Source organism: Mariniphaga sp., assembly GCF_041687215.1.
Taxonomy (GTDB): Bacteria; Bacteroidota; Bacteroidia; order Bacteroidales; family Prolixibacteraceae; genus Mariniphaga.
The window spans coordinates 1-24179 of the sequence record NZ_JAWLCI010000072.1; the positions used below are offsets into that span (position 1 = coordinate 1).

The window sequence follows — 24179 nt, forward strand, 5'->3', positions numbered from 1 at the left end:
CTTTCATTCTTTCCATCACGTTTTGCAGCTTTTGCGGCTCTTTTCTCTTTCAGACTTTTTGCAGGCTCCTTTTTGTGGTTTTTGCCTTCTTTTCCTTCATTGCTTTTTGTCATGACTTTTGTTTTAAATTGTTATTAATTTCCTCAGATTAAAATGCCTTCATAACCGCTTTTAATAATGGTTGAAATCATTTTAAACCGCTCGTTTGCTTTAATCATATGCGTTGAATGAGCCGGAACAACTATTCCCTGCCCAGTTTGAAGTGTGTTTGAATTATCTTCAATAACTACTTCGGCTGTCCCTTCAATAATCTGAATAAATATGTCGTAAGGCGAAGTATTCTCTGTCAAAGCTTCTCCCCTGTCAATAGCTACAAGGATAATGTTTCCGGTAGTTTTTCGGATAATGGTTTTGCTCACCACCGAGTTTGGAACATATTCAATAATATCGACGAGGACTAATATAATGGACTTTTCAAATTCAATATTTTTCATGCCCCTCCTTATAAAGTAATCTTTGCAAAGTTACCCAGGCATTTTATCGGAAGTGTTACACAATTCAGGATATGAATTACATTATTCACACATTTTCGAGTGTGTCGCGGCGTTTGCTTTTAAGCATTTTGAAATGGGTTGGGGTTAATCCGGTAAATTTTTTAAACTGATTTGAAAGATGAGCTACACTGCTGTAGTTCATTCGGTATGCAATTTCAGAAAGATTCAGCTCATCGTAAACGATTAATTCTTTTACCCGTTCAATTTTGTGGGTGAGGTAAAATTTTTCGATGGTAATTCCTTTTACTTCTGAAAAAAGATTGGCAAGATAGGTATAATTGTAGTTAAGTTTTTCGCTCAAAAAATCAGAAAGGTTTACTTTAATCTGGTCTTCGGAGTAGTGTACCAATTCTATGATAGCACTTCTGATTTTTTCAACCAGAATGCTTTTTTTATCATCCATTAATGCAAGTCCGGCCTTTTTTAACCCGGTATTAAGTTGTTCCAGTTGTTCAGGTTGTATTTTTCCAACCAAATCCACTTCTCCGATTTTTACCTGATTGTAATTCAGCCCAAGTTTTTCAAGCTCGGCCTTCACTACCATCTGGCAACGAATACAAACCATATTTTTGATAAAAATTTTCAAAAATCTTTTTTTAATGATTTCACCAAAGTTACAAAAGTAAAGACATTAATTGGAGTAAAACAGTCTATTTCTGTTTAATAAACAATTTATTTGTATTATTTTTAACCCTCCAAAATTCAGTTCGTTTTAATTTTTAATATTACAATAAATAAGGATTATGAAAACTTCAAAAAACAGGAGAGATTTTTTAAAAATTTCATCAGCGGGAACACTTGGTTTAATGGCTTTAGGCCCACTTGCCTGCTCGCCTGGCGCGGCTATTGACCGTAAAAGTTTTGGCGTTGGCCTGCAGCTTTACACTATTCGCGATGCCATGGCTGCCGATGTTAAAGGTTCGTTACAAAAACTCTCGGACATGGGTTTCAAAAACCTGGAGCTGGCCGATTATGCCAACGGAAAATTTTACGGATATTCGCCTAAGGAATTTAAAAAGATGGTGAATGACATGGGTATGGAAATAATTAGCAGCCACACCAGTGTTGAAGCCGAAGGAATTACTACCGAAAGTGCACAGAAAATGGCCGACGACCATGCTGAACTTGGTGTGAAATATTGCGTTCAGCCGTGGGTTGAAGAGGAAGACCGCCATGTTGAGTTCTATAAAAGAATGGTTGGCGAGTGGAACGAAGTTGGCCGGATTATGAAAGGTGTCGGGATTCAGTTCGGATACCACAACCACAACTTCGAGTTTGCCAACCTGGATGGAATTGTTCCTTATTACGATATTTTTATGCCCGAAATGGATCCGGATTTAATTACCATGGAGATAGACTTTTACTGGGTAACAAAAGCCGGACAGGATCCTGTGGAGATGTTTAACCGTTATCCTGGAAGATTCCAGCTTTTCCATTTTAAAGATATGCTCACCCAGCAAGCGCCATATTTCGACATCGTTAAAGACGACATTACATCTGTTGGAGCCGGAGTAATCGATTTTAAACGAATTATGGCCGCCGCTGATGTTGCCGGAATGAAATACCATTTTGTGGAAGACGATAACCAGGGCAACGGAAAACCTTTCGAAGCACTGGAAACAAGCATCAATAACCTTACCACCGACATTCTGAAAAACGCTTAAATACGTTTTTCCTGGCTGCGCTGTGGTTGCAACAAAGCATACTTTACCTTTTTGTTTGAAAAAGATTAAGGCATTAAAACCCGGTAACTAAAAAGCTGCCGGTTTTTTTTTATGCGTTCGTTACTGATTTAATTTTGTGCGTCCTTTTTGGAACCCAGCAATCTGCGTAATAAAACCAATCCGGCAATAAATCCGGAAAATGATACAACCAATAAAATAATTAATAAAGTTTCCATATAAGTAAATTTTAAACTTCTGTAAGAAAACAATTGTTCAAATCTGAAACCAAATTAACTAAAACACTGAATTGAAGCTACATATAAAAACTTACAATACTGCCACCCTTTTTCATTTTGGGACAATATTCTAAATATTGAATAGAAATGGATATTTTTTCTCTGAAAAGCTTATTGTTCTTCATCCAGTTTTTGCCTGCATTTCGAACAAAAATGTGCATCTTTTTGGTCAACATCTTCAATATAGGTGCTGGAACGCATAATACAAGTTGGTGTATAACAATGCGTCAAACCCATAGTATGACCCAGTTCGTGAACAATTTCCTTTACAAAACGCTCAAATAAAAGATGGTCATCTTTCTTCAGTCCATACAACTCATTTTTCAGCCGAAAAAGTGAAACAACCCCGGCATTTCCTTTATATATGGCCTGGCCAATAATGTAGGTTAAAATGGGAATGAACAAATCGACCCTGAAAAGTCCGATTACTTTTCTTTTATCAGTAGCATATTCAGAATGGAGAAAATGGATTAGCCGGTTGCCGTCGTATTGGCGCCGGGCAGGGTCGTAATATTTCGACAAATCAGTATAACCCGATTCTATATCAACTGGCAAACCGACAACAGACTGTACGGCAGTTGCAATTTTTTGAAGGAAATTTTTATCGAACTGCCCAAAAGATATAAGTAAAATGCGCTGTTTATCCAATTCAAAAATTTTAAAATTATCCTGTTCCTTCAAACAGTAAAAAATTTAATTGCCTGAGCAAAAAAAACTAAAAGGAACTATTTTCCCTTTCCTTTTTTCAGGTTGTATTTTTTAATTTTATTGTAAAGTGTAACGCGGTCAACTTTTAGCAATTTGGCCGAACGGCTAATATTCCAGTCCAGTTTGTTTAATGTATGAAAAATATGGTTTTTCTCCAGTTCCTGCAGGCTATCTGCTGAATTACCCGGAGTTGCAGTTCCAATAGGCAAATCTTTCAACCTGATTTCTTTCCCGTTTCCAACCACAATTGCCCGTTCAATCATGTTCTCCAGTTCACGCACATTTCCCGGAAAATCATATTGTTCCAATCGTTTTAAAGCTGCAGGCTCAATAGAAATCAGATCGCGGCTCATGGTATTGCAGTATTTTTTTATGAAATAATCCACCAATAGCGGAATGTCGCCGGTTCGTTCACGTAATGGAGGAATGGCAATATTGACCACATTCAAACGGTAATAAAGGTCTTCGCGAAAGATTCCTTCATCCACCATTTTTTTCAAATCGCGGTTGGTAGCGCAAATCACCCTGAAATCGGATTGAATTTCTTTATTTCCACCCACACGCACAAATTTTTTCGATTCCAGCACACGCAGCAGTTCAATCTGCATTTTCGCGGAAATCGTTGCAATTTCATCCAAAAAAATGGTTCCTCCATCGGCAATTTCGAAACGGCCTTTCCGGTTAAACATGGCTCCGGTAAAAGCGCCTTTTTCGTGGCCAAACAGTTCGCTTTCAAGTAAATCTTCAGACAAAGCGCCGCAATGCACGGTAACCAGCGGAAAAAACTTCCGCGAAGAATTGGAATGAATGGCCCTCGCAATCAATTCTTTTCCGGTTCCGCTTTCACCGGTTATTATAACCGAAGAATTAGACTGTGAAACACTTTCCACATCTTTCAAAACCTTCATCATTGCCGGACTGGTTCCAACAATATCTTCAATGTTTTCAAGCGAAACAATACGGTTTTTCAGTGTTTCATTTTCCGATTTCATTTCCACCTGTTTGGCGGCATTGCGAATCAAATGCGAAAGATCATCCGGATCAAATGGCTTGGTAATGTAATCGAAAGCGCCATCTTTTAATGCCTGAACGGCAGTTTCAACCGAAGCAAAAGCAGTCATAATTATCACAATTGCTTCCGGATTCAACGCCCTGATGCGCCGGTGCATTTCCATTCCGTCCATACCGGGCATTTTTATATCGGCCAAAATAATATCAAAATGCTCTGCTTCCAATTTGGCCAGAGCCTCCTTGGCATTTTCGGCACATTCCACTTTAAAACCATCTTCAATAAACCAGTTGTAAAGCGAGTCCCTAACCGATTCTTCGTCGTCAACAATTAACAGTGATACTTGATTTGCCATTTTAAAAAAATTTAGTTTTTAACCAACGGAAAAATAACCGACATAGTTGTTCCTTTTCCCGGTTCCGATTCCACATCTACCCTGCCCTTGTGGCTTTGAACAATACCGTGCACAATGGCCAGCCCCAGTCCTATTCCGCTGGCCTGTCGTTTGGCGGAAAAAAATGGTTGAAAAATGTGTGGTATATCCTGAATCGGAATTCCCACACCATTATCAATAATATCCAGTTGCAAATGTTCTGCATCGGGATTACTGGTTTTCATTACTATTTCACCATTTTCAGTAACCGCCTCCGAAGCATTTACAAGCAGGGCCACACACACTTGTTTTATCTGGTTTTCGTTGCATGAAACTAAATCGTTTGCAGCACTAAAATCGGTATAAAAGTGAATGTTTGCCATTTCCATCTGGTGCTCAATCAAATCGTACGTTTCTTTAAAAACCTGATGAAGGTGTGTATCTTTAAAATCTTCCTGTCCTTTTCTTGAGAAATCCATCAAACCTTTTACAATTTCGCCACACCGTTTGGTTTCCTTTTCAATTACAACCAAATGCTTTAAAAGCGATCCTGAAAGCTCTTCATCCAGCTCCATCCGGTTTATTTTTTTTGAAACCAGCTTGGTATAGGTTAAAATACTCGATAATGGGTTGTTTAGCTCGTGAGCTACCGAAGACGATAGTTTTCCCAATGATGCAATACGCTCAATATGAATTAGTTCATTTTGAATTTCGGAGAGTTCCTCTGATTTTCTCTGAACTTTGTATTCCAACTGATGCGACCAGTTTTCCAGTTCTTTATTTGCAGAATCCAAATTATCGAGCATGTTATTGAATGCCATGGAAACCATTTTCATATCGTCGAGCAGGTTGGGTTTAATTTCCAACCTGCGGTTCCGGTCACCCTGGGCAACAGCTTCGCTCGCAGTTATGAGCGCCGTAAGCGGCTTTCTGATTTTATTATTTGTAAAGAAAATTAAAAACAAAACAAGAATAAATGTAGTTAATGCAGCCAGCAGAAAAAATTCTGTTGAAGATTGAGAAACAGCAGTATCGAGCTGCTCGAGGGGCACTTTAATAATAAGTGAACCAAGCACTTCTTCGTCGGCACTGTGAAAATGACAGGCGGCAGTGTAGCATGAAGGTTCATTCAGAATTGGAGTACGAATGAGCAATTGCCTGTGCCCTTCATTTGTGCTGCTCATGCTACATGCACTGTGATAATCAATTATTCTGTAGTCCTTTTCGTTCGCAGAAAACATGGTATTAAAATCAGTATGGCAACTGATGCAGTCCGGATCGCTGTTTCTTAAAGTGTCGGCAAAAAGAGAGGAGTAAACCAGTTCATTCTCGTGGTCATACAGATTCACTTCGTCAACACCGGAAATGGTATTGATTATATCCAATGTGCTGTGCAGGGCAGCATCGTCATTTTTTAACATGGAATAATAAAGCGAACCTTCAATAATGGAACCAATGTCGTTTCCACGTTGCCGTATAACTTTATCTAAATATTCGCCATAAACCGAGTTGAAAATTGCACCAAAAGCAATAAAAAGAAAAAAAGATAAAATAGCGATGATATAAACAACGCGGGCGTATATAGATGACTTAAACCGCAAATATTTATAAACAAATGCTTTAATTTTTCCTTTCTTTTCCGGTTTTTCAGGTTGTTCCATTTTGGTTTTGATTTCTGAAACTGGTGAATAAAAATTCAACAGTTGATATTTGGCCGCAAATTACAAAAAGAACTTTGCTTATAAATGGTTATGGAACAATCTTTAAAACATATTTAATGAAAATCAGCCGCATGCCAATTTCAGGGAATTGTGTAAAATTTCAACATTAATTTCTTTAGTTTCCGGAATAATTTCACCATCAATCTGAAATTCCTGAACTTTTGGCAAAGTAATTATTGCTTCTGAGGCGGAATATATTTTTATATAATTCATTTTATGAAGATTGCCGGAAAATGCGGAATATATAAATGTAAATATAAACCACCACGGATATGGCCTGATGATTACAATCTCAAATTTCCCGTCATTCAATTTTCCGGTAGGATTAATAATTGCGCCGGTACCGAAACTTTTTGCGTTGGCAATTACAAGCATTTCTGCCTTCATTTTTTTTCGGCGGTGTTCGGGTAATTTAATGTAAAAAGAAAAGTAGGTTTTCCCTTCAAACAGTTCTTTAAACAATTGTTTTCCATAGCCCAGCATTCCTTTCGAGCCTTCTTTTTCAAACCGTTTCACAATGCGGGCATTCAGGCCAATGTCGCCCAAATGCAAACAATAATACTTTTTATTAATTCGAATTACATCAATAGATTGGACCTTTCCACTCAAATTTTTTTTCAGTGCGGCCTCAAGATTTTCCGGAATTTCGAGATTGTAGGCCAATCCGTTGGCTGAACCGGCAGGAATAATTCCAAGTTTGATGTCGTGCCCAATCAGTTCGCCCGCAACCATATTTACGGTACCGTCTCCACCCACCGCCATAACAGTGTCAGGCTGATATTCTTTGATGTGCTGCCTGATTTTTTCCTTATCTCCTTCTCCGGTAGTGCGATAGAATTGAAAATCAAATTTAAATTCTTCGGAAAAGCGGGAAACAACTTCATCAATATCCTGCCGTTGACCCCTGCCCGATTTGGGATTTATAACGAATAAAATCCGCTTTTTTGAACTGTTTTTCAATAGATGTACTTTAAACTTTTATGGCTTAAAAATAAGCAAAATTATAACTTCCTTACATCCAGAAAAGTTCCGCTTTCATGATTTTTTACAGATTCCACCGCTTTGGCAAAAACAAGGGCAGCCTCATCGGGTTTCGGCATTTTTTCAGTCCCTTTGGCCTGCTTTAGCCGTTGAACTATCGGAAATTTGTCATCGTCTTCAAGCGTATAAATGTAATCCTGCATTCCGGAATCCACAAGGCCGGGAGCCAGTGCACAAAAATGGGAATTGGTGTATTCTTTCGCATACAGACTGATAAGCATGTTTAGTGTTGCTTTCGAGAGAGAATAAGCATTCCAACCTCGTGCCCCGCTTACAGCCGCACCAGATGAAACCGCCACAACCTGTTTAATTTCATCCACTTCGCGAAATAATGTTTCAATCAGAATCTTGTTTGCCCAAACGTTCACATCCATTACTTTCTTAATTTCATGAAGGCTGGTATCTTTCAAATCTTTAATTTCATTCAAAATTCCGGCATTCAGAATCACTAAATCAATCACTTCTACATCTTTCAAAAAAGAAATAAGATTGGTTTCCATTTCATTAAACCTGGAAATATCCTGAACCAGAAAATGGAAATTGGTAAAGCTGTTCAATTCTTCATTCATCTTCCGGCTCAAACCGTAAACCCGGTGTCCGGCGGCGAGATAATATTTTGCCAGTCCAAAACCCAAACCCGAACTTGTTCCGGTAATAAATACATTCATCTCTCTTACTTTTAATATTCTGCAAACAATATAAGAAATAATTGCTCCAAAGGAAAAAATATTGAAAATCAGATTTTTATATTTAGTAATTGAGGAAATAATTCCATAATATGTGGAACATTTCCGCAAAACTCATATTTTTAAAAATTTACAATTCTCGTTATATTTACAAGTTCCATTTATCGAAACTGGCAAGAGAAAACAACCTTTTGTTAGTTGGACTGAAAAAAAATATGAAGTATTTTAAACCATTTATAAAAGGAATTAAAAAGCCCTTTAAAGTTCTGAAGGTATTTTTAAAGCAGAAAGCCGGCTGGCTCGATATGCCTAAAATACTCCCTTATAAAGGGTACGGAAATGAGACCGACGTTTTTATTCAGGGGATGGTCATTGAAGACAAAGGACTGGCAAAACCAAAGAACAAACATCGTTTCTGGACTAACATGTTGTCCACAATTAAACGATTTTCGAGCGATGAAATCCCCGATGTTAAAGTGAGTGCAACTTTTTTGGGTGAGTCAAAAACTGTTAAAACCGATGAATTGGGCTATTTTTCTTTTCATTTTCATTTTGAAAACAAACAGGATGATTTGCTGACAAAAGAGTGGCATTCCATTCATTTTGAACTGCTCGACCAAATTATTGAAAACCAGCCGCCCATCCATGCCACAGGTGAAATCAGAATTGTTCCGGTTCGTCATAATCGAATAATAGTTTCCGACATTGACGATACAGTTATGATTTCTCATGCTACCCAAATTTTGAAAAAACTTCGGCTGATGCTGTTAAAAAATGCCCTCACACGTTCGCCATTTCTGGGAGTTTCAAAATTTTATGATGCGCTGGCAAAAGGAACATTTAAAACTGAAAATAATCCATTCTTTTATGTTTCGAGCAGCGAATGGAATTTATACGATTTGCTCGACGATTTTTTCCATTTTAACCACCTTCCAAAAGGTGTTTTTATGCTTCGGAAACTGGAATCAAGTATTTACAAATTCTGGAAGTCGGGCGGCGGAAGCCACGAACACAAATTTGAAAAGATTGAATCGTTACTTCAATTTTATCCCGGGCAGAAATTTATTCTGATTGGCGACAGTGGCCAGCACGACCCGGAAATCTATTCCCGGCTGGCATTTGAATTTCCGGGAAGAATTGAAACTATTTTTATAAGAAAAATCAGAAAACGAACTTTCCTTGATGGAAATGAAAATGTTGGGGAAAAACTAAAAGAGGTGAATACAAATTATTATGAGGTAAAAAACACTCACGAGGCAGCACTTGCTGCAGTAAGACATGGTTTGATTGACGAAAGTTATTTCGAAGAAAAAAGCACGGATAGCAGCCGGTAAAAAGTTACCGGATTTTCAGGTGGAAACTAACTGAAACACCCGGGTGTTAAAAATACTTTAAAATTATTGTGTAATTTATTGAACTTCAAATAACTTATCACACTAAAGTGTTTGCCAGCGTGTGGTGCAATTATAGCAGGTTACATATTCTTCAACAGGAATGGTTTTCGCCTCCACTTCATTTTCGGTAAGAATATTCATTCCAAATACCTTTTCGCAATCCTGAGAAATGTCAGTTTTTGGCAGATTAAAGAAATTTTTCTTTATATAACTCTTTAAACAATTGATGATTTTTTTTAATGTTTTCATTTTTTTTCGGTTTTTAAATGTTTATAAATTTGCATCGTTCAATCGCCGCAACAGAACGGCGGCATAAGAACTCATAGAAGTGCTTTGAACAATTATTTCTTCGGGTAAGCTCAGTTTGGCTGAGGTAAAATTCCAGATGGCTTTTATTCCGCAGTTTACAAGGTCTTCAGCAACTTCCTGTGCAACCTGGTTTGGCGTGGTCAGAATTCCAATCTTCACGTTTAACCGGCCCGAAAGATGAAACAACTTGTTGTACTCCAGGATGTGAATTCCGCCGATGGTTTGTCCTATTTTAGCCTCATCCACATCAAAAGCGGCCAGTATTTTCAATCCCAGCGACTGGTGCTCCTGGTAAGCCATCAGCGCCGAACCGAGGTTACCCGCTCCCACCAGAAAAGCTTCATTTATTTTGTTAAATCCAAGGAAATCTTCCAGTGCGTGAATCAGTTCGTAGGTGTTGTAACCCACCCGCGGTTTTCCTTTTACACCGGTAACAGCTAAATCTTTTACTACCTGTGTTGGATCAAGCTCAAGCTCTTTTCCAATTGTTGGCGCCGAAATATTTATGACTCCCTCCTCTTTCACCTGCTCAAGAAAATACAAATAACCAGGCAACCTTTTGAGCGTTGGTTCCGAGGCCTGAGCTTTTGTTTTGTATTTCCTTGTTTCGTTCATTTCAAGTGATTTTTATTTTTTTATTTAAATCCACTTCAAAAGTAGAAACAAATTATTTAAAGAAAATTTTCTTTATTAAAAATCTATGTTTGTTAACCGAAATTTAAAGTTGAGCTTGATTAGGAGAGTTAATTTCTGCCATAAAAACACAAAAACACAAAATTTCTATAAAATATCATATCATTAATCTTTCTATTTCTTTCTAAACCCTATGTTATATATTTATTAAAAACAATCTAAAAATCTATAATTCAATGCAATATCGGATAACGAATTTGTTCGTGTTAAAAAAATTATGAATTTACTTTTAAAACTAACAAACGTTAGTTATTTTTGTCTCAAAATTAAAAAACAGAATGAATAACAGAGAAAAAATATTAAATGTATCGATAAAATTAATCGCGGAAAGAGGTTATGACGCCGTTTCCATAAGACAAATTACTCGTGAAGTTAGTATAAAAGAAAGCTCATTTTACAATCATTTTTCAAGCAAGCAGGAACTGTTGGAAGAGATATTTACTTTACTGCAAGAGGATTTGGACCAAAACCGTATTTCATTGGAAGAGATTAAGGAAATGGCCAAAAAAGTTTCGCTGCATGAATTTTTAGAATACAGGTTGAAAAAATTCTTGAATGGATGGACAAACGAAACTGCCCGCAGGTTGTGGTATGTAATTTCACAACAACAATACAAAAACAAACAAGCTGCTGAACTAATTGTGGATGAAACCGAAAAATCAATCAAAATGTATGAAACAGCTTTCAGAATATTTATGGCTGAAAGGAAAATGAAACAAGAAGATCCATATTTTCTGGCAATGCTTTATGGGTTCTCATTTCGTGCTCTTCATCTGCACTATACTTACCGTCATTTTGCAGGAATAATAAATGATACAGATTTTAGCGAGATGCACTTTTTATTGGAAAATTTTTCAATTAAATATTCAGTTTAAACCAAAAAAAATAATTATGGATACTAAAAAAACAAATCAAAAATTGAAAACAGTTATTTTATTAACCACTATTTTCCAAGTGTTTAATGGGTTAAGTGGTCTTGTCGGCGGTTTCGGTCTGATAAATAATCCAAATGGTGAAGCTCTTGCTATGAGCACCGACTGGCTGCAATCAACTCCGTTTACCAATTTTTTAATCCCTGGAATTGTACTTTTTACATTTAACGGACTGGGTAATATGGCAGGTTTTGTTGCTACCCTAAGAAAACATAAACAAGCTGCCCGCATTGCAACAGCATTTGGTCTGATAATGATAGTCTGGATAATTGCCCAGGTATCGTGGATTGGCTATAAAAGTTTCCTTCAACCTTTGTATTTTTCAACTGGTCTGTTTCAGTTTGTGTTTGGTTATATCTGGATGAATAAAATCAAAAATAATGAGTAGTATAATTAAAGGTACTTTTGTTCTATTTCACGGACTTGTACATATTTGGTTTTTCTTTCTTGCAGCCAGGTTAGTTGAATTCAAAACAAAAATGGGCTGGACCGGAAAATCATGGGTGTTGTCGGGAATCGGTTCAGAACTTTTCATTCAAAAAATCGCAATTTTACTTTACCTGGCAAGCACGGTTCTTTTTATTCTAAGCGCTTTTGGTATCTGGTTTCAAAGTGCCTGGCAAGAAAAATTATTAATAATTTCTGCAATAGTATCATCTTTTACAATACTTCTTTTTTTTGATGGTTCTTTCAGCTTTATCATCCAAAAAGGGGCTATTGGACTTATTATCAATTTGATAATTATTTCATGGTTATCCTGGAGCTGATAAAAAAACCGCAATTGAGTTTTTCAAAAAAGTGATCGTATTTACGTTTTCTGTTCAACCCAAATCAGTTTGTCGGTATCGTAGCCTCTTTCCCTTGCTTTTTTCAGAATGTAATCCAGGGTTTCTTGTTCAAGCTGTGGAGTGCGGCTTAAAATCCACAGATATTTGTCTGAAGAACTGCCAATTAAAGCCCACTGGTATTCTTCATCCAGTTCGAGAATGAAATAATCGGCATAAAAAATCCAGAAAAAAGCAACCTTCAGCTTGCCGGGTTCTTTATCTGGTCTGGGTTGTTTAGCTTTCCCGATAGCTTCACTGTATTTTCCGTCGAGACTGTTTTTGTATCCTGCATTTACCACCTTTATTTTTCCGTCATCGCGGTAAGAGTAGGTTGCAGTTACACCAACCAAACCGCGTTCAAATGAATGGTCATACCGGGCAATTTCGTACCATTTCCCAATATACCTGTCAAGATCGAGTTCACTTATTGTAGAAGTATTCACTGTAGTTTGTGTTGTTTTACATCCTGTGTTAAACCCTGAAAATGCAGCAATAACTGCCAAAATAACCCAAAAATTTCTCATTTCATATTCTTTATTACTATTAACTCTGCGGAAGGTTTTGTTGTTAAACCTGTTCAATCCGTCGCATCATTTCCATACACATCCGGCCATTATGGTAAGGCGCCTTCCAGCCGTTCACCTTGTCGTTGTCCACCGGTTTTAAATCTTTTGACACGCCCCAAAACCATTCGCCTTTCTTTTTGTCTATGATGTATTTCTGAATGAATTCCCAACTTCTGTTTGCCAGACTAAGATACTCTTCCTTTTTCGTTAACTGCCAGGCATTAAAAAATCCTACAACGGATTCTGCCTGCGGCCACCAGTCGAATTGCTCCATCAAATGGTCGCCCTCTTTTTCGTAATACAAGCCGCCATGTTCGGCAAAACCTTCGTCGCGTGTTATGTCGGCCATTTTCAAGGCAACATGTTCCACTTCTTCTAAAAGCTCTTTGTCTCCCAAAACTTCGGCAGCTTCACACAGCAGCCAGCTTCCTTCAATGTCGTGCCCATAAGAATCAATTTCAGAACGCACGGTCCAGTCGGCATCCAAAAACAAATGAAAATGAAACGTTTCATGGCTGGTAATTTTATCGAGGAAAATCCGGATGAGATGTCTCAACTGCTTTTCCGTTTCATCGGTTTTACAAATGCGGTATAAATTGGTGTAAGCTTCCAGAATGTGCAGGTGCGTGTTCATCGATTTTTTCACATTCAATTCTTTGGGGCTCAGCCGTTGGTCGTCGGTTTCCTGCCAATCGGCAGTTTTGGCTTCGAAATATCCGCCAAATTCCAGATCGAATGCATATTTTTCCATCAGCATAAACATGGATTCAGCCAGTTGTTTTGCCCGTTCATCCTGAAATGCGAGGTAATATTCCGAAAGCGCATAGATAAAAAATGCTTCGGCATAAAATTGTTTTTTGGTATCGAGCGGTTTTCCGTTGGGAAGAATGCTCCAGTAAATGCCTCCATTTTCGTGGTCCCAGAAAGAAATCTGCAAAATCCGAAATGCTTCATCGGCCATTTTTTTGTAAACAGCCGTTGGATAAATGCGGTATGCGGCAGAAAAAGTCCACATAATACGGGTGACAAACACGGCCGAAAGCGGCGCGTCGGGAAACTTTTTTCCATCGTTGGTTATCCGCCCGTAAAACGTTCTCCGTTTCGGATCAAACACCTCTTTTGCCCAATAATTCAGGATGTTGTCCGTAAGTTCATTTTCGAACTGTTTTTTCAACTTTTGGAAATTCAGATTATTCATTGTTTTAAAAATAGCGCTCACATTTACGCAGATACAATTTTATCAAAAGAATATGTTTTTATCGTGGTCAGGAAAAAATATCCCTGCATCAATTCGAATCCTGTCCAGGGTTTCCATTAAATCGAGACTCATCTGCCAACTCATTTTATCGCTTTCAATTTTCCCCTCATCCAAACATTCCATCACATGTGCAGCTTCATACTGATATCCTGTTCCTTCCTTGTGTTCCGATGGAAATGTTTGCATTTCACCGCCCTCTTTCCAAACAGTTATATTGGTGGGGGCATGCCATTTCGGATTCAGAATCATGTACCCTTTTTCGAACCAATATTCAGTTTGCGTGGGCGAAAATCCGGCAAAACTCGATGTAAGGTTTGCCATTTGCCCATCTTTGTACCTGAATATCATACTGATGGACTCTTCTGAACCAGTTGAGGCAAAATCGGTAAAAGTTTTAATAATTTCCGGTTTCCCAAGCGAAGTTAAAGCTGCAAAAACCGGGTAGATACCAATATCGAGCAATGAACCTCCACCAAGTTTCACGTTGTACAACCTTTTATTTTCGTCGAAAGGTGCATTGAATGCAAAATCAGAACGAACGATTTTAAGCTTGCCCAATTCACCTGATTTTACAATTTCCATTGCTTTTTTGAAACTTGGCTGAAACATGGTCCAGAATGCCTCCATTAAAAAAGTTTTGTTTTTCCTTGCGCAGTCGATCATCTCTTCCACTTCATTCTTATTCATAGCAAAGGCCTTTTCGCACAAAACAGCTTTTTTATGGTTCAGGCAAAGCATCGCATGTTCATAATGATGCGAATGTGGCGTTGCCACATAAACGGCATCCACATTGGGGTCAGCAACCATTTCCTCGTAACTGCCGTACGCTTTTTCAAATCCCAATTCACCGGCAAAATCTTTTGCTTTTTGCAAATCGCGTGATGCCGCAGCGTAAAGGTTAGCATTGGGAAGCAACTTCAAATCAGAGCTAAATTTCCGGGCAATTTTACCGCATCCCAAAATGGCCCAGTTGTATTTTTTTTCCATATTCACTTTTTCGAATTTCTGTCAATCAATTCATTTATTTTTTTTACACTTTCAGCCGAACGCAAGCCATCCTCCGCCGTGTTCAGGCAATAGTCAACTAATCTGTCAATTGTTGATGTGGCCACATGCATCCTCGTATCTGACGAACCATAATAAATAAACACCTCATTCTTTATATTTCGAATCCAGCCATTAGCGAAGAGCACATTCGAAACATCACCAAACCGCTCCTCGCCCTCTGGTGCCATAAAATAACCACCGGGTCGTGCAATCACTTTCGAGGGATCTTCCAAATCGGTCATAAACAAATACAACACATAACGCAGTCCGGCGGCACAAGCCCGGACACCATGCGACAAATGAAGCCAGCCTTTTTCGGTTTTCAGCGGCGATGGTCCCTGTCCGTTTTTCAGTTCTTTTATGGTATGATAAACCTTTTCATCAATAATTTCTTCGTGCGGAGCTTCAGCTTTGGTAATATCGTCAACCAGCGCCCAGCCAATTCCTCCGCCACCGCCAACTTCGATGAATCCATCCTGCGGACGGGTATAAAATGCGTATTTGCCATGCACAAATTCAGGATGCAAAACCAGGTTCCGCTGCTGTCCGTGGTGTGAGATAAAATCCGGAAGTCGCTCCCACTTCACCAGGTCTTTGGTGCGGGCAATTCCTCCGCTTGCTGTGGCCATGGAAATATCTCCTTTTGGTGCATCCATATCTTTCCTTTCGGCACAGAAAATGCCGTAAATCCAGCCGTCTTCGTGCTGAACCAGGCGCATGTCGTACACATTTGTATCCGGCTCATCAGTTTCAGGCATGGTAACCGGCCGTTCCCAAAACTGCCAGTTATCAATTCCGTTGGGACTTTCGGCAATGCCAAAAAACGATTTGCGATCCCATCCTTCAACCCGAACGGCCAGTAAATATCTGCCGTCGAGATAAATGGCACCGCTGTTAAATGCAGCATTGATTCCGATACGCTGCATCAAATAAGGATTGGTTTCATAATTCATATCATACCGCCATTCCAGTGGAGCATGTCCGCTGGTCAAGATAGGACGTTTGTACCGGAAATAAATTCCGTTGTAATTTTTTTTAACTGGCTTGTTTTTTTTGGTCAGCAATTTTTCGTGCTCTTTTTTCAGCTTCACCAGCCTTTTTTCAAATTCTTTTTTTGAAGGTGTCATCTATTTCTTTTTTCAACTTTAAACTTTACCCTGAGAAATAAATCTGCGATTTAATACTTCGTATTTTTTCAAAGGGCGAACTCTGAACTACTTCTCCGGCAGCGTATCCCACCAGGTCTTTTTCAGAATAAACCCGCAAATTACGGTAATAATAATGGTAATCCAAATCGGAAAGGCTTCTTTCAGCACAATGTAAATGGGTAATGCCACCAGTGCTGTTTGGGCAATGGTTCCGATTACCACGTTAAACATGTCGCGCTTAAAGTTTTTGTTGGGTTCAAAGGTCGGATCTTCTGCCATCACTTTTTGTTTGATGGGTCCCCAAAAACCCCACGGACGAACATTGCTGTAAAATTCTATCAGGGTTTTTTCGTCGGTTGGCGGAGTGAGGAAAGTTCCCAACATAGCTCCGGCAATGGAAATCACAAGCAACCATGGAAAGTAATACAAATCGAGGGTTTCAGAAAATACGTATGGAAAAATCAGTGCAGGGATGAGCCCGGCCACCATTCCCCAGAAATATCCGTAGCCGTTAAACCGCCACCAATACCATTTCAACACATTGGAAACCACGTAACTTCCGTAAAGTGCCGACACAATCCATTGCAACATACTGTTTACATCTTGCGCAAAAACACCAAAAATGATACTTACAATTACAACCACAACACCAGTTATGTAATTCATATTGCGGGTTTCAATATTAGAGGCATCGGGTTTAACATACCGCAAATAGATGTCATTTACAATGTAGGCCTGGGCGGCATTTAATGTTCCGGCAAAAGTAGAATTGAATGCTGCCAGCAAACCCGCTAAAAGCAACCCCATGAAACCAATGGGAACAAACTCCGAAATAGCCGAGGGAAGAATTTGTTCGAAATCAATTTGTCCGGCAACCATAAGGTTCAGTCTGTCGTAGTATAAAATACCGAGAATGGCAAAACCGGCAATCATAAAATAACGAATAGGCATAAGCACCACCGAAACAAAACCACTCATTTTGGCGGCTTCCTTGGGCGATTTAGTTGAAAGAATTTTCTGCATATCGTAAGTTGGTGCCGGTCCGGCAATCGAAACCAGAATTCCTTTAAATACCATCATCATAAAAAAGATAGTAAATAATGAATAACCGTCGCTGGCTATTTTGCTGTTCACTTCATCAATAATTCCGCGCCAGTCAAGATCATTCAAATTCCAGCCAAAAAACGGAGAGCGCCAACCGTCGGGCACATTTAGTGTTTCCACTGCCATGGCTTTCATAGCCAAAACTCCTATTAAAATGGCCGAAATGGTCATGATGATGTATTGCAGCACATCGGCCCAGACAATACTCGACATTCCACCCAAAACAGCATAAAAAACAGCAAACATTGTAAATGCAATACCATAAATGTGCGGTACATAAGTCAGTGGAACTTCAAAAGGAATATATGGTGCAACAATTTCCCAGGGAATGAAAATCATTACAAATTTACCAAGACCGATGAAACCGTAGGCCAAATAACCGAGGCACATGATTAAGGCAAAAACCACAACCACACCGTGTGAAAGATTACTGTCGCGACTGCGGCCGAAGCGGGTGTTTATCCATTCTGCCCCAGTGGTAACTTTTGAACGGCGCAACCAGATACTCAGGAAAACCATCAGGAAAATCTGATTAAAAACCGGCCAAAGCCATGGAATCCAAATACTTTTCAAACCGTAAACAAACAGAAGGGTTACAAGCCACATGGTACCCGAAATATCGAACATGCCCGATGCATTGGAAAGCCCCAGCATATACCATGGAAGTTTATTTCCTCCCAACAGGTAGTTTGCTTTGCTTTTTTGAGCAACTTTTTTTAGAATTAATCCAATAAATACGGTAGTGAGGAGATAAACAAAAATTATAATGACATCAACAACAGTAAGTTTCATTGCGCAATCGATTAGCTTCAGGTTATTAATTTCTAAAAAATTGATTTTGTTAAAGGCACAATTTTACAACAAAAATTCGGCTTCAGAATAAAATTTTAACAGAAAAAATACTATTAATGACTTTGTTACTGTAATAATAACAATCTATATTTTATCTTGCAGCTTTAAATTAATATTGAATTCAAACCAAAAAAATTTTATGAAACCAGCTTCTCAAAAAATTTCGGTAATTGAAAAAATCGGTTACAGTTTGGGGGATCTTTCAGCCAACCTGATTTTTCAAACATTAATGACGTTTCTTGCCTACTTTTACACTGATGTTTACAGGGTACCACCCGCCGCTGCTTCGGCCATAATTTTTGCAGGCGGAATGGTGGGCGCATTCTTTAATCCGGTGATGGGAGCCATTGCCGACCGCACCAAAACCCGCTGGGGAAAATTTCGTCCCTGGATTTTATGGACTGCCATTCCATTTGGAGTATTTGCCATTCTGGCCTTCAGTACGCCCAATTTCGGTGAAAACGGAAAAATAATTTATGCGCTCGTAACCTACATTTTACTGGTATTGATTTACGCAGCCAACAATACTCCCTACGCAGCTCTTAGCGGAGTAATTACAGGGAATATGGCCGAGCGGAACAGTCTCTCCTCGTACCGTTTTACAGCAGTTATGGTTGCCCAGTTTATTGTGCAGGTTTTGTTACTTCCTTTGGTTCTTATACTTGGCGACGGAGACCGGACTACCGGTTTTGAAAAAACAATGACCATTTTCGCAGTTATTGGGGTTATATTTTTCATTATCACATTTTTAACCACAAAAGAACGTATTATTCCTGCCAAAGAACAGGAATCGAGTCTGAAGCAGGACTTAAAAGACCTTTCCAAAAACAAACCCTGGATTGCCATGCTCATTTTAACCGTTTTTGTTTTCATAACACTTGCCCTGAAAAACGGTATGTATGTGTTCTACTTTAAATACTACCTGAGCGAACCTCATCTGGCTGCCTTTTTAGATAATTACGGATTTAACGGATTTATTGACGGACTGAACAGTGTATTGGTAAGCATGGACCTGCATGGCTTTCAGTGGCCGGAAGATGCACCTACTTCCGGGTTCAGTTTATTTAATGCAGTAGGAATTATTTTTATGATTATTGGAATTGCACTTTCAAAATCGCTTGCCGACAAATTTGGGAAAAGAGAAGTTTTTGGCTTCGGACTGTTTTTTTCTGCGCTGTTTTTGCTGGTATTCATTTTCTATTCTCCAACAGCAGTTGCGCTGGTATTTCTAAGCCAGATTCTCCACGGATTCTTTTACGGGTTAACCATTCCGCTACTTTGGGCCATGATAGCCGATGTGGCCGATTATTCCGAATGGAAAAACAACCGACGTGCAACCGGTATTATCTTTTCAGCGATGGTGTTTGGCCTGAAAGCCGGATTAAGTGTTGGGGGTGCGCTGGTTGCAGGAATTTTGGCTGCTTTTGGCTACAATGAACAATTGCTGGTGCAATTACCCGAAACCATTACCGGCATAAAACTTTCAGTTAGTATTTTTCCAACAATTACTTTTATGATAAGTGTTGCGTGTCTTTTCTTTTATGAAATCAACAAAAAAATGGAAGTTCAGATTGAAAACGATTTAATTTCAAGCAGAAAATAATATGTTTAATTTTGAAAAAATAACCAACTTAAAATAAAAGAAATGAAACGATTAATTGTTTTTCAGTTTCTTGCAATAATGGTGTTTATTGCGGCAGCATTACCAGCATGCAATTCAACTAATACTGAAAAAGAACAAACCCTGAAAGATGCGTTTGAAGGAAAATTTTACATCGGCACGGCAGTTAATCCCAGGCAAATATCCGGAAGGGATTCGCTTTCACAGGAAATTATTTTAACACATTTTAATTCAATCGTTGCCGAAAACTGCATGAAAGCTGAACGGATTCAACCCGAAGAGGGAAAATTCAGTTTTGATTTACCCGACCGTTTTGTGGAATTTGGAGAACAAAACAACATGCATATTGTGGGGCACACACTCATCTGGCATTCGCAAGCTCCGAGATGGTTTTTTGTGGATGAAGAGGGTAACGATGTGAGCCGCGAACTGCTGATTGAACGAATGCGGAATCATATTTTTGCAGTGGTTGGCCGCTACAAGGGCCGGGTTCATGGCTGGGATGTGGTGAATGAAGCAATTATTGAAGATAGTTCGTATCGGAAAAGCAAGTTTTATGAAATTATTGGGGAAGATTACATTGAGCTGGCTTTTCAGTTTGCTGCCGAAGCCGACCCGGATGCAGAATTGTACTATAACGACTACGGAATGGCAAACCCGGGCAGGCGTAAAGGGGTAATAGAAATGGTTAAAAACCTTCAGGCCAAAGGCATTAAAATTGATGGAATTGGCATGCAGGGACACTTAAACCTGGAGTCGCTCAACCTGGAAGAATTTGAAAAGAGTATTGTTGCATTTTCTGAATTAGGCGTGAATGTAATGATTACCGAATTCGATCTCACCATTTTACCTTTCCCCACAAGAGAGACAACAGCCGACGTTGGTCTACGGGCCGAATACGAAGCGCGGATGAATCCTTACGCTGACGGTTTCACCGAAGAAGCTTTGGCCGAATGGAACGAAGCCTGCGCTGATGTTTTCCGGCTTTTTCTGAAGCATCAGGATAAAATCAGCCGAGTAACTACCTGGGGAGTAACCGATAATCATTCCTGGAAAAACAACTGGCCCATTCGCGGACGTACAGATTATCCGCTTCTTTTCGACCGTGATTATCAGCCAAAACCGGTTGTAAAAACCATTATTGAAGAGGCGTTAAAATAATATAAAACAAACAGGTGCAGCGGATTCTGATCCGCTGATTCCAAATTTGAAAAATCACTTAAATAATATTCAAATCATTCTAAATGAAGAAAAAAAGATATTTGGTCGATAACCTTTATACCGCAGATCCTGCAGCACATGTTTTCAATGGAAAAATTTACATCTACCCTTCGCATGACATCGAGTCCGGAATTCCGGAGAATGACCTCGGCGACCACTTCGACATGCGCGACTATCACATTTTCTCCATGGAGGAAATTGATGGCGAAGTTACCGATCACGGTGTTGCGCTGGATGTAAAAAATATTCCCTGGGCCGGACGACAGCTTTGGGATTCTGACTGCGCATTCAAAAATGGCAAATACTACCTCTATTTTCCATTGAAAGACAAAACCGACATTTTTCGCATTGGAGTGGCAATCAGCGAAAAACCGGAAGGGCCGTTCAAACCGCTCGATGCTCCCATGAAAGGAAGTTATTCCATTGACCCATGTGTATTTTTAGACGATGATGGCAGCTATTACATGTATTTTGGCGGACTTTGGGGTGGTCAGTTGCAACGCTACCGCAACAACAAAGCCATTGAGTGCGGTCAGGAACCAAAGGATGATGAACCTGCACTTTTTGCGCGTGTGGCAAAACTCAGCGACAATATGCTTGAATTTGCCGAAGAACCACGCGACGTAATTATCGTGGATGAAAATGGTGAACTGCTGAAAGCCGGCGACCACGAACGTCGTTTTTTCGAGGCATCGTGGGTGCACAAATACAACGGGAAATATTACTTCTCTTACTCTACCGGAAATACCCATTTGCTCTGCTATGCTGTGGGAGACAATCCTTACGGACCATTTACTTACAAAGGAGTTATATTAACGCCGGTTGTCGGGTGGACTACCCACCATTCCATTTTGGAATTTAAGGGAAAATGGTACTTGTTTCACCACGACTGCAAACCCTCGGGTGGAAAAACCTGGCTACGCAGCATGAAAGTAGTTGAACTGGAATATAATCCCGACGGAAGCATCAAAACCATTGACGGGATGACGGATTAGAGTAGTCTATTCAACAAAAACTATAATAATTGGTGAATAGACTCACCAAAATGAAGGGATTGAATCAGAGCTTTGTAAATTGCCACCTGTTATTTCATGCGAGATCTGATACCAGAGGCATCAAATGTTTATAGAAAAGACAAATGAATTGGATTTCGACCCTGGCCAGGGTCGTATATTTCGATTTCTCTGAATATTCTATAAACATTTAAATCCGCTGGATTAAAGACAAAATTCCAAATTTTAGTTTATGTGTCTAATTCAATAAAAAATATTGAATGCCGAAACTTAAGATTGTTTATTGTTCAAAATACTTCATTAACTCTCCCATCGATTCCGGTTTGGCCAGAATCCGAAGGTTATCATCAACAATAAACATGGTGGGCGTGGCATATACGTTGTATTTTGGGGCTACTTCGCCATCCCACCCTTTCAGTTCAGAAAGGTTAAAAAACTCTTCGAAACGGGTTTCCCTAACAATTTGCTGCCAGTCTGATTTGGAAGTGTCGAGCGATATGGCTATAATTTCCAGTTCAGTAGCCTGAAACTGTCGTCGCCAGGCTTTAATCTGCGGAAGAATTTCTTTGCAGTGAGAGCACCAACTTGCATAAAAAAGAATCAGGTTACGTGGTTTTAAAATATGCGATAATGTTGTTGGTTCATCTCTCAAATCATTAATGGTAAAATCGGATACCAAATTGCCGGGTTTCATATTCTGAAATTCCAGTTTTCGTTCAAGCGTGGTTTTTTCGTCGGTTTGACAAAGGCTACCGGAATAATTTTCAGCAATGTAAGTCAACAATTTGCCCATATTCAACCTTTCAAAACCGAATACCAGATAATTCAAAATGAACTCATAAACCGGATTGTTGATTTCACTGGCTGGGTTCACAGTTTCAATTCGACTCATCACAGCATCCACCGCCTTCATATATTCCTGTTCCCTTTGCTCCTGACTAAATCCCCGCTGATTGTATGTAACCAGGAAATCGAAAATTTTATCTGTCAAAACCGGCGAGTGAATGAGCGATTCATCAGTAAAATCAATGTGCCTGAGATATTCCTTTTGGTAAAATTCTTTTCTTTCCTGCTGCGAAAGGTATCCGTCGCGAAGCGGCTCCCTGAAAATGGAAATAAACCGTGAAGCCAATAATTCTTTATTCTTTTCCGCTGTATTGAGAATGAACCTGTCTCTTTCCATTTGCAGTTGATTGAATGTGTTTGCTTTTTCCACTGCCTGCTTTTCAAACTCCTGCAAATCAGATTTGGCAACAGTTTCGGGAGAAGACTTTGCAGCGGTTATTCTCGTCTGAAAATAATCCACTTCCTTTTCCAGCAAATCCAGATGATTCTGAAGTTCCTTTTCTTTTTTCAAAAAATTAAACCACGCACTGTTTTCCTCCGATTGCAAAACAATCAAACTATTTTGCGGCGCCTTAAAGTCTGTTTCCAAAACAATGTTTTCGTTATTGAAAATAAAGTCAAGTTGTTGCGGAGATTCGCCCATAACGCGGGCGTAGGCAGTTTGTCCGAAAATTAAGCGATACATTCCCGGTTTTGCATTTTCCGAAAAATTCCAGTTGACCTGCTTCAGCTGGTGACTCGAAGTCACCTGTTGAATAGAACCTTGCGAACCCAAATTGTTTCCCCCAGACAAACTTTCCGCCACCTGCTGCAGTTCAAGTGTATCCACTGGCGAAAATTTATCCCCGCTAATAGTTCCCAAAACCACAGGATTTTCTGGTTGATTTTTTATTCTGACATTAAGTGAATAGGCTTGAGCAAACACAAAAGAATGAAAAAACATAAAAACGAAACTCAATCTAATCCCATGTGCTTTCATAGTTTCCAATTAAAATGTTAGTTTGAATTTAGTTCAAACAAATCTGGTTCAAAAGTATAAAAACATCTTAATTTGAATGGATTGAGTAATAAGGAAAATGGCCACCTGATTTAATGCAGGTGACCATTTATACTCTTAAGCAACAATTTCAAGTTTAACTTTTAAAGGCTATTGCAATTGCTCAAGAATTATTTTAAAAACATCTCATGTTAAACTAATTAAGGGTGGCGATCCGGTATTACGCAGATTTACAATAATTTGATCAAAAATTGCTCCTGCTTGTTAATATATAAACAACTAAAAATTAACAGTTATGC

Annotated in this window: 23 protein-coding genes; 8 read left to right on the forward strand and 15 right to left on the reverse strand. The window is 39.1% G+C overall.

Features of this window, described 5'->3' with window-relative positions:
* Positions 1-143 precede the first annotated feature (143 nt).
* Positions 144-494 carry a cupin domain-containing protein gene (locus ACESMA_RS18515; protein ID WP_372950356.1) on the reverse strand — a complete coding sequence of 117 codons (351 nt, stop codon included), beginning with the start codon at positions 492-494 and terminating at the stop codon, positions 144-146.
* A gap of 85 nt (positions 495-579) precedes the next feature.
* Positions 580-1140 carry a helix-turn-helix domain-containing protein gene (locus ACESMA_RS18520; protein ID WP_372950357.1) on the reverse strand — a complete coding sequence of 187 codons (561 nt, stop codon included), beginning with the start codon at positions 1138-1140 and terminating at the stop codon, positions 580-582.
* A gap of 157 nt (positions 1141-1297) precedes the next feature.
* Here ACESMA_RS18520 and ACESMA_RS18525 point away from each other — a divergent pair, with 157 nt between their 5' ends.
* Entirely contained in the window at positions 1298-2218 is a 921-nt protein-coding gene (locus ACESMA_RS18525; RefSeq protein ID WP_372950358.1) for a sugar phosphate isomerase/epimerase family protein, read from the forward strand.
* A gap of 407 nt (positions 2219-2625) precedes the next feature.
* Here the strand turns inward: ACESMA_RS18525 and ACESMA_RS18530 are convergent, their stop codons facing one another.
* The 5 genes from ACESMA_RS18530 to ACESMA_RS18550 form a co-directional block, all read right to left on the reverse strand.
* Positions 2626-3162, reverse strand: coding sequence for an archaemetzincin family Zn-dependent metalloprotease (locus ACESMA_RS18530; RefSeq protein ID WP_372950359.1), 537 nt, complete (start codon positions 3160-3162; stop codon positions 2626-2628).
* Between the two features lie 77 nt (positions 3163-3239).
* Positions 3240-4586 (reverse strand): sigma-54-dependent transcriptional regulator, encoded by a 1347-nt coding sequence (locus ACESMA_RS18535; RefSeq protein WP_372950360.1) that lies wholly within the window; start codon positions 4584-4586, stop codon positions 3240-3242.
* A gap of 11 nt (positions 4587-4597) precedes the next feature.
* Entirely contained in the window at positions 4598-6265 is a 1668-nt protein-coding gene (locus tag ACESMA_RS18540; protein ID WP_372950361.1) for a sensor histidine kinase, read from the reverse strand.
* Positions 6266-6388: 123 nt separating this feature from the next.
* Positions 6389-7285 (reverse strand): diacylglycerol/lipid kinase family protein, encoded by an 897-nt coding sequence (locus tag ACESMA_RS18545; RefSeq protein ID WP_372950362.1) that lies wholly within the window; start codon positions 7283-7285, stop codon positions 6389-6391.
* A gap of 41 nt (positions 7286-7326) precedes the next feature.
* Positions 7327-8034, reverse strand: a complete 708-nt coding sequence (locus ACESMA_RS18550) for an SDR family NAD(P)-dependent oxidoreductase (RefSeq protein WP_372950363.1) — start codon at positions 8032-8034, stop codon at positions 7327-7329.
* A gap of 233 nt (positions 8035-8267) precedes the next feature.
* Here ACESMA_RS18550 and ACESMA_RS18555 point away from each other — a divergent pair, with 233 nt between their 5' ends.
* Entirely contained in the window at positions 8268-9386 is a 1119-nt protein-coding gene (locus ACESMA_RS18555) for an App1 family protein (protein WP_372950364.1), read from the forward strand.
* Between the two features lie 102 nt (positions 9387-9488).
* Here ACESMA_RS18555 and ACESMA_RS18560 read toward each other — a convergent pair whose 3' ends face one another.
* Positions 9489-9695 carry a hypothetical protein gene (locus tag ACESMA_RS18560; RefSeq protein WP_372950365.1) on the reverse strand — a complete coding sequence of 69 codons (207 nt, stop codon included), beginning with the start codon at positions 9693-9695 and terminating at the stop codon, positions 9489-9491.
* Between the two features lie 21 nt (positions 9696-9716).
* Positions 9717-10370, reverse strand: a complete 654-nt coding sequence (locus tag ACESMA_RS18565; RefSeq protein ID WP_372950366.1) for a redox-sensing transcriptional repressor Rex — start codon at positions 10368-10370, stop codon at positions 9717-9719.
* A gap of 356 nt (positions 10371-10726) precedes the next feature.
* Here ACESMA_RS18565 and ACESMA_RS18570 point away from each other — a divergent pair, with 356 nt between their 5' ends.
* The 3 genes from ACESMA_RS18570 to ACESMA_RS18580 are packed head-to-tail and all read left to right on the forward strand — an operon-like array spanning position 10727 to position 12147.
* Positions 10727-11323 (forward strand): TetR/AcrR family transcriptional regulator, encoded by a 597-nt coding sequence (locus ACESMA_RS18570; RefSeq protein WP_372950367.1) that lies wholly within the window; start codon positions 10727-10729, stop codon positions 11321-11323.
* A gap of 16 nt (positions 11324-11339) precedes the next feature.
* Complete coding sequence (locus ACESMA_RS18575) at positions 11340-11768, forward strand: hypothetical protein (protein WP_372950368.1); 429 nt, start codon at positions 11340-11342, stop codon at positions 11766-11768.
* The gene (locus ACESMA_RS18580; protein WP_372950369.1) at positions 11761-12147 is read left to right on the forward strand and encodes a hypothetical protein; all 387 of its coding nucleotides are present in this window, start codon (positions 11761-11763) and stop codon (positions 12145-12147) included. Before ACESMA_RS18575 ends, ACESMA_RS18580 begins: the two co-directional genes overlap by 8 nt.
* A 41-nt stretch (positions 12148-12188) precedes the next feature.
* Here ACESMA_RS18580 and ACESMA_RS18585 read toward each other — a convergent pair whose 3' ends face one another.
* The 5 genes from ACESMA_RS18585 to ACESMA_RS18605 all read right to left on the reverse strand — a co-directional run bounded on the left by ACESMA_RS18585 (position 12189) and on the right by ACESMA_RS18605 (position 18122).
* The gene (locus ACESMA_RS18585; RefSeq protein WP_372950370.1) at positions 12189-12731 is read right to left on the reverse strand and encodes a lipocalin family protein; all 543 of its coding nucleotides are present in this window, start codon (positions 12729-12731) and stop codon (positions 12189-12191) included.
* 43 nt (positions 12732-12774) lie between these two features.
* Positions 12775-13971 (reverse strand): AGE family epimerase/isomerase, encoded by a 1197-nt coding sequence (locus ACESMA_RS18590; protein ID WP_372950371.1) that lies wholly within the window; start codon positions 13969-13971, stop codon positions 12775-12777.
* A 42-nt stretch (positions 13972-14013) separates the two neighbouring features.
* Positions 14014-15018: a Gfo/Idh/MocA family protein gene (locus ACESMA_RS18595; protein ID WP_372950372.1), complete on the reverse strand. Its 1005-nt coding sequence runs from the start codon at positions 15016-15018 to the stop codon at positions 14014-14016.
* 2 nt (positions 15019-15020) lie between these two features.
* The gene (locus ACESMA_RS18600; protein WP_372950373.1) at positions 15021-16205 is read right to left on the reverse strand and encodes a glycosidase; all 1185 of its coding nucleotides are present in this window, start codon (positions 16203-16205) and stop codon (positions 15021-15023) included.
* A gap of 87 nt (positions 16206-16292) precedes the next feature.
* Positions 16293-18122 carry a sodium:solute symporter family protein gene (locus ACESMA_RS18605; RefSeq protein ID WP_372950374.1) on the reverse strand — a complete coding sequence of 610 codons (1830 nt, stop codon included), beginning with the start codon at positions 18120-18122 and terminating at the stop codon, positions 16293-16295.
* A 199-nt stretch (positions 18123-18321) separates the two neighbouring features.
* On the opposite strand from ACESMA_RS18605, the gene ACESMA_RS18610 reads away from it, so the two are divergent.
* The 3 genes from ACESMA_RS18610 to ACESMA_RS18620 all read left to right on the forward strand — a co-directional run bounded on the left by ACESMA_RS18610 (position 18322) and on the right by ACESMA_RS18620 (position 22019).
* Positions 18322-19785: an MFS transporter gene (locus ACESMA_RS18610; RefSeq protein ID WP_372950375.1), complete on the forward strand. Its 1464-nt coding sequence runs from the start codon at positions 18322-18324 to the stop codon at positions 19783-19785.
* Positions 19786-19827: 42 nt separating this feature from the next.
* Entirely contained in the window at positions 19828-20964 is a 1137-nt protein-coding gene (locus ACESMA_RS18615) for an endo-1,4-beta-xylanase (RefSeq protein WP_372950376.1), read from the forward strand.
* Positions 20965-21047: 83 nt separating this feature from the next.
* Positions 21048-22019: a glycoside hydrolase family 43 protein gene (locus tag ACESMA_RS18620; RefSeq protein ID WP_372950377.1), complete on the forward strand. Its 972-nt coding sequence runs from the start codon at positions 21048-21050 to the stop codon at positions 22017-22019.
* Between the two features lie 298 nt (positions 22020-22317).
* On the opposite strand, the gene ACESMA_RS18625 is transcribed toward ACESMA_RS18620, so the two are convergent.
* Entirely contained in the window at positions 22318-23862 is a 1545-nt protein-coding gene (locus ACESMA_RS18625) for a thioredoxin-like domain-containing protein (RefSeq protein WP_372950378.1), read from the reverse strand.
* Positions 23863-24179: the final 317 nt, after the last annotated feature.

Bases quoted from the DNA above. Each gene is read 5' to 3' on its own strand.
- ACESMA_RS18515 (WP_372950356.1), bottom strand. From the start codon at position 494: ATGAAAAATATTGAATTTGAAAAGTCCATTATATTAGTCCTCGTCGAT.
- ACESMA_RS18525 (WP_372950358.1), top strand. From the start codon at position 1,298: ATGAAAACTTCAAAAAACAGGAGAGATTTTTTAAAAATTTCATCAGCG.
- ACESMA_RS18535 (WP_372950360.1), bottom strand. From the start codon at position 4,586: ATGGCAAATCAAGTATCACTGTTAATTGTTGACGACGAAGAATCGGTT.
- ACESMA_RS18540 (WP_372950361.1), bottom strand. From the start codon at position 6,265: ATGGAACAACCTGAAAAACCGGAAAAGAAAGGAAAAATTAAAGCATTT.
- ACESMA_RS18550 (WP_372950363.1), bottom strand. From the start codon at position 8,034: ATGAATGTATTTATTACCGGAACAAGTTCGGGTTTGGGTTTTGGACTG.
- ACESMA_RS18555 (WP_372950364.1), top strand. From the start codon at position 8,268: ATGAAGTATTTTAAACCATTTATAAAAGGAATTAAAAAGCCCTTTAAA.
- ACESMA_RS18560 (WP_372950365.1), bottom strand. From the start codon at position 9,695: ATGAAAACATTAAAAAAAATCATCAATTGTTTAAAGAGTTATATAAAG.
- ACESMA_RS18565 (WP_372950366.1), bottom strand. From the start codon at position 10,370: ATGAACGAAACAAGGAAATACAAAACAAAAGCTCAGGCCTCGGAACCA.
- ACESMA_RS18570 (WP_372950367.1), top strand. From the start codon at position 10,727: ATGAATAACAGAGAAAAAATATTAAATGTATCGATAAAATTAATCGCG.
- ACESMA_RS18575 (WP_372950368.1), top strand. From the start codon at position 11,340: ATGGATACTAAAAAAACAAATCAAAAATTGAAAACAGTTATTTTATTA.
- ACESMA_RS18580 (WP_372950369.1), top strand. From the start codon at position 11,761: ATGAGTAGTATAATTAAAGGTACTTTTGTTCTATTTCACGGACTTGTA.
- ACESMA_RS18585 (WP_372950370.1), bottom strand. From the start codon at position 12,731: ATGAGAAATTTTTGGGTTATTTTGGCAGTTATTGCTGCATTTTCAGGG.
- ACESMA_RS18590 (WP_372950371.1), bottom strand. From the start codon at position 13,971: ATGAATAATCTGAATTTCCAAAAGTTGAAAAAACAGTTCGAAAATGAA.
- ACESMA_RS18595 (WP_372950372.1), bottom strand. From the start codon at position 15,018: ATGGAAAAAAAATACAACTGGGCCATTTTGGGATGCGGTAAAATTGCC.
- ACESMA_RS18600 (WP_372950373.1), bottom strand. From the start codon at position 16,205: ATGACACCTTCAAAAAAAGAATTTGAAAAAAGGCTGGTGAAGCTGAAA.
- ACESMA_RS18605 (WP_372950374.1), bottom strand. From the start codon at position 18,122: ATGAAACTTACTGTTGTTGATGTCATTATAATTTTTGTTTATCTCCTC.
- ACESMA_RS18610 (WP_372950375.1), top strand. From the start codon at position 18,322: ATGAAACCAGCTTCTCAAAAAATTTCGGTAATTGAAAAAATCGGTTAC.
- ACESMA_RS18615 (WP_372950376.1), top strand. From the start codon at position 19,828: ATGAAACGATTAATTGTTTTTCAGTTTCTTGCAATAATGGTGTTTATT.
- ACESMA_RS18620 (WP_372950377.1), top strand. From the start codon at position 21,048: ATGAAGAAAAAAAGATATTTGGTCGATAACCTTTATACCGCAGATCCT.
- ACESMA_RS18625 (WP_372950378.1), bottom strand. From the start codon at position 23,862: ATGAAAGCACATGGGATTAGATTGAGTTTCGTTTTTATGTTTTTTCAT.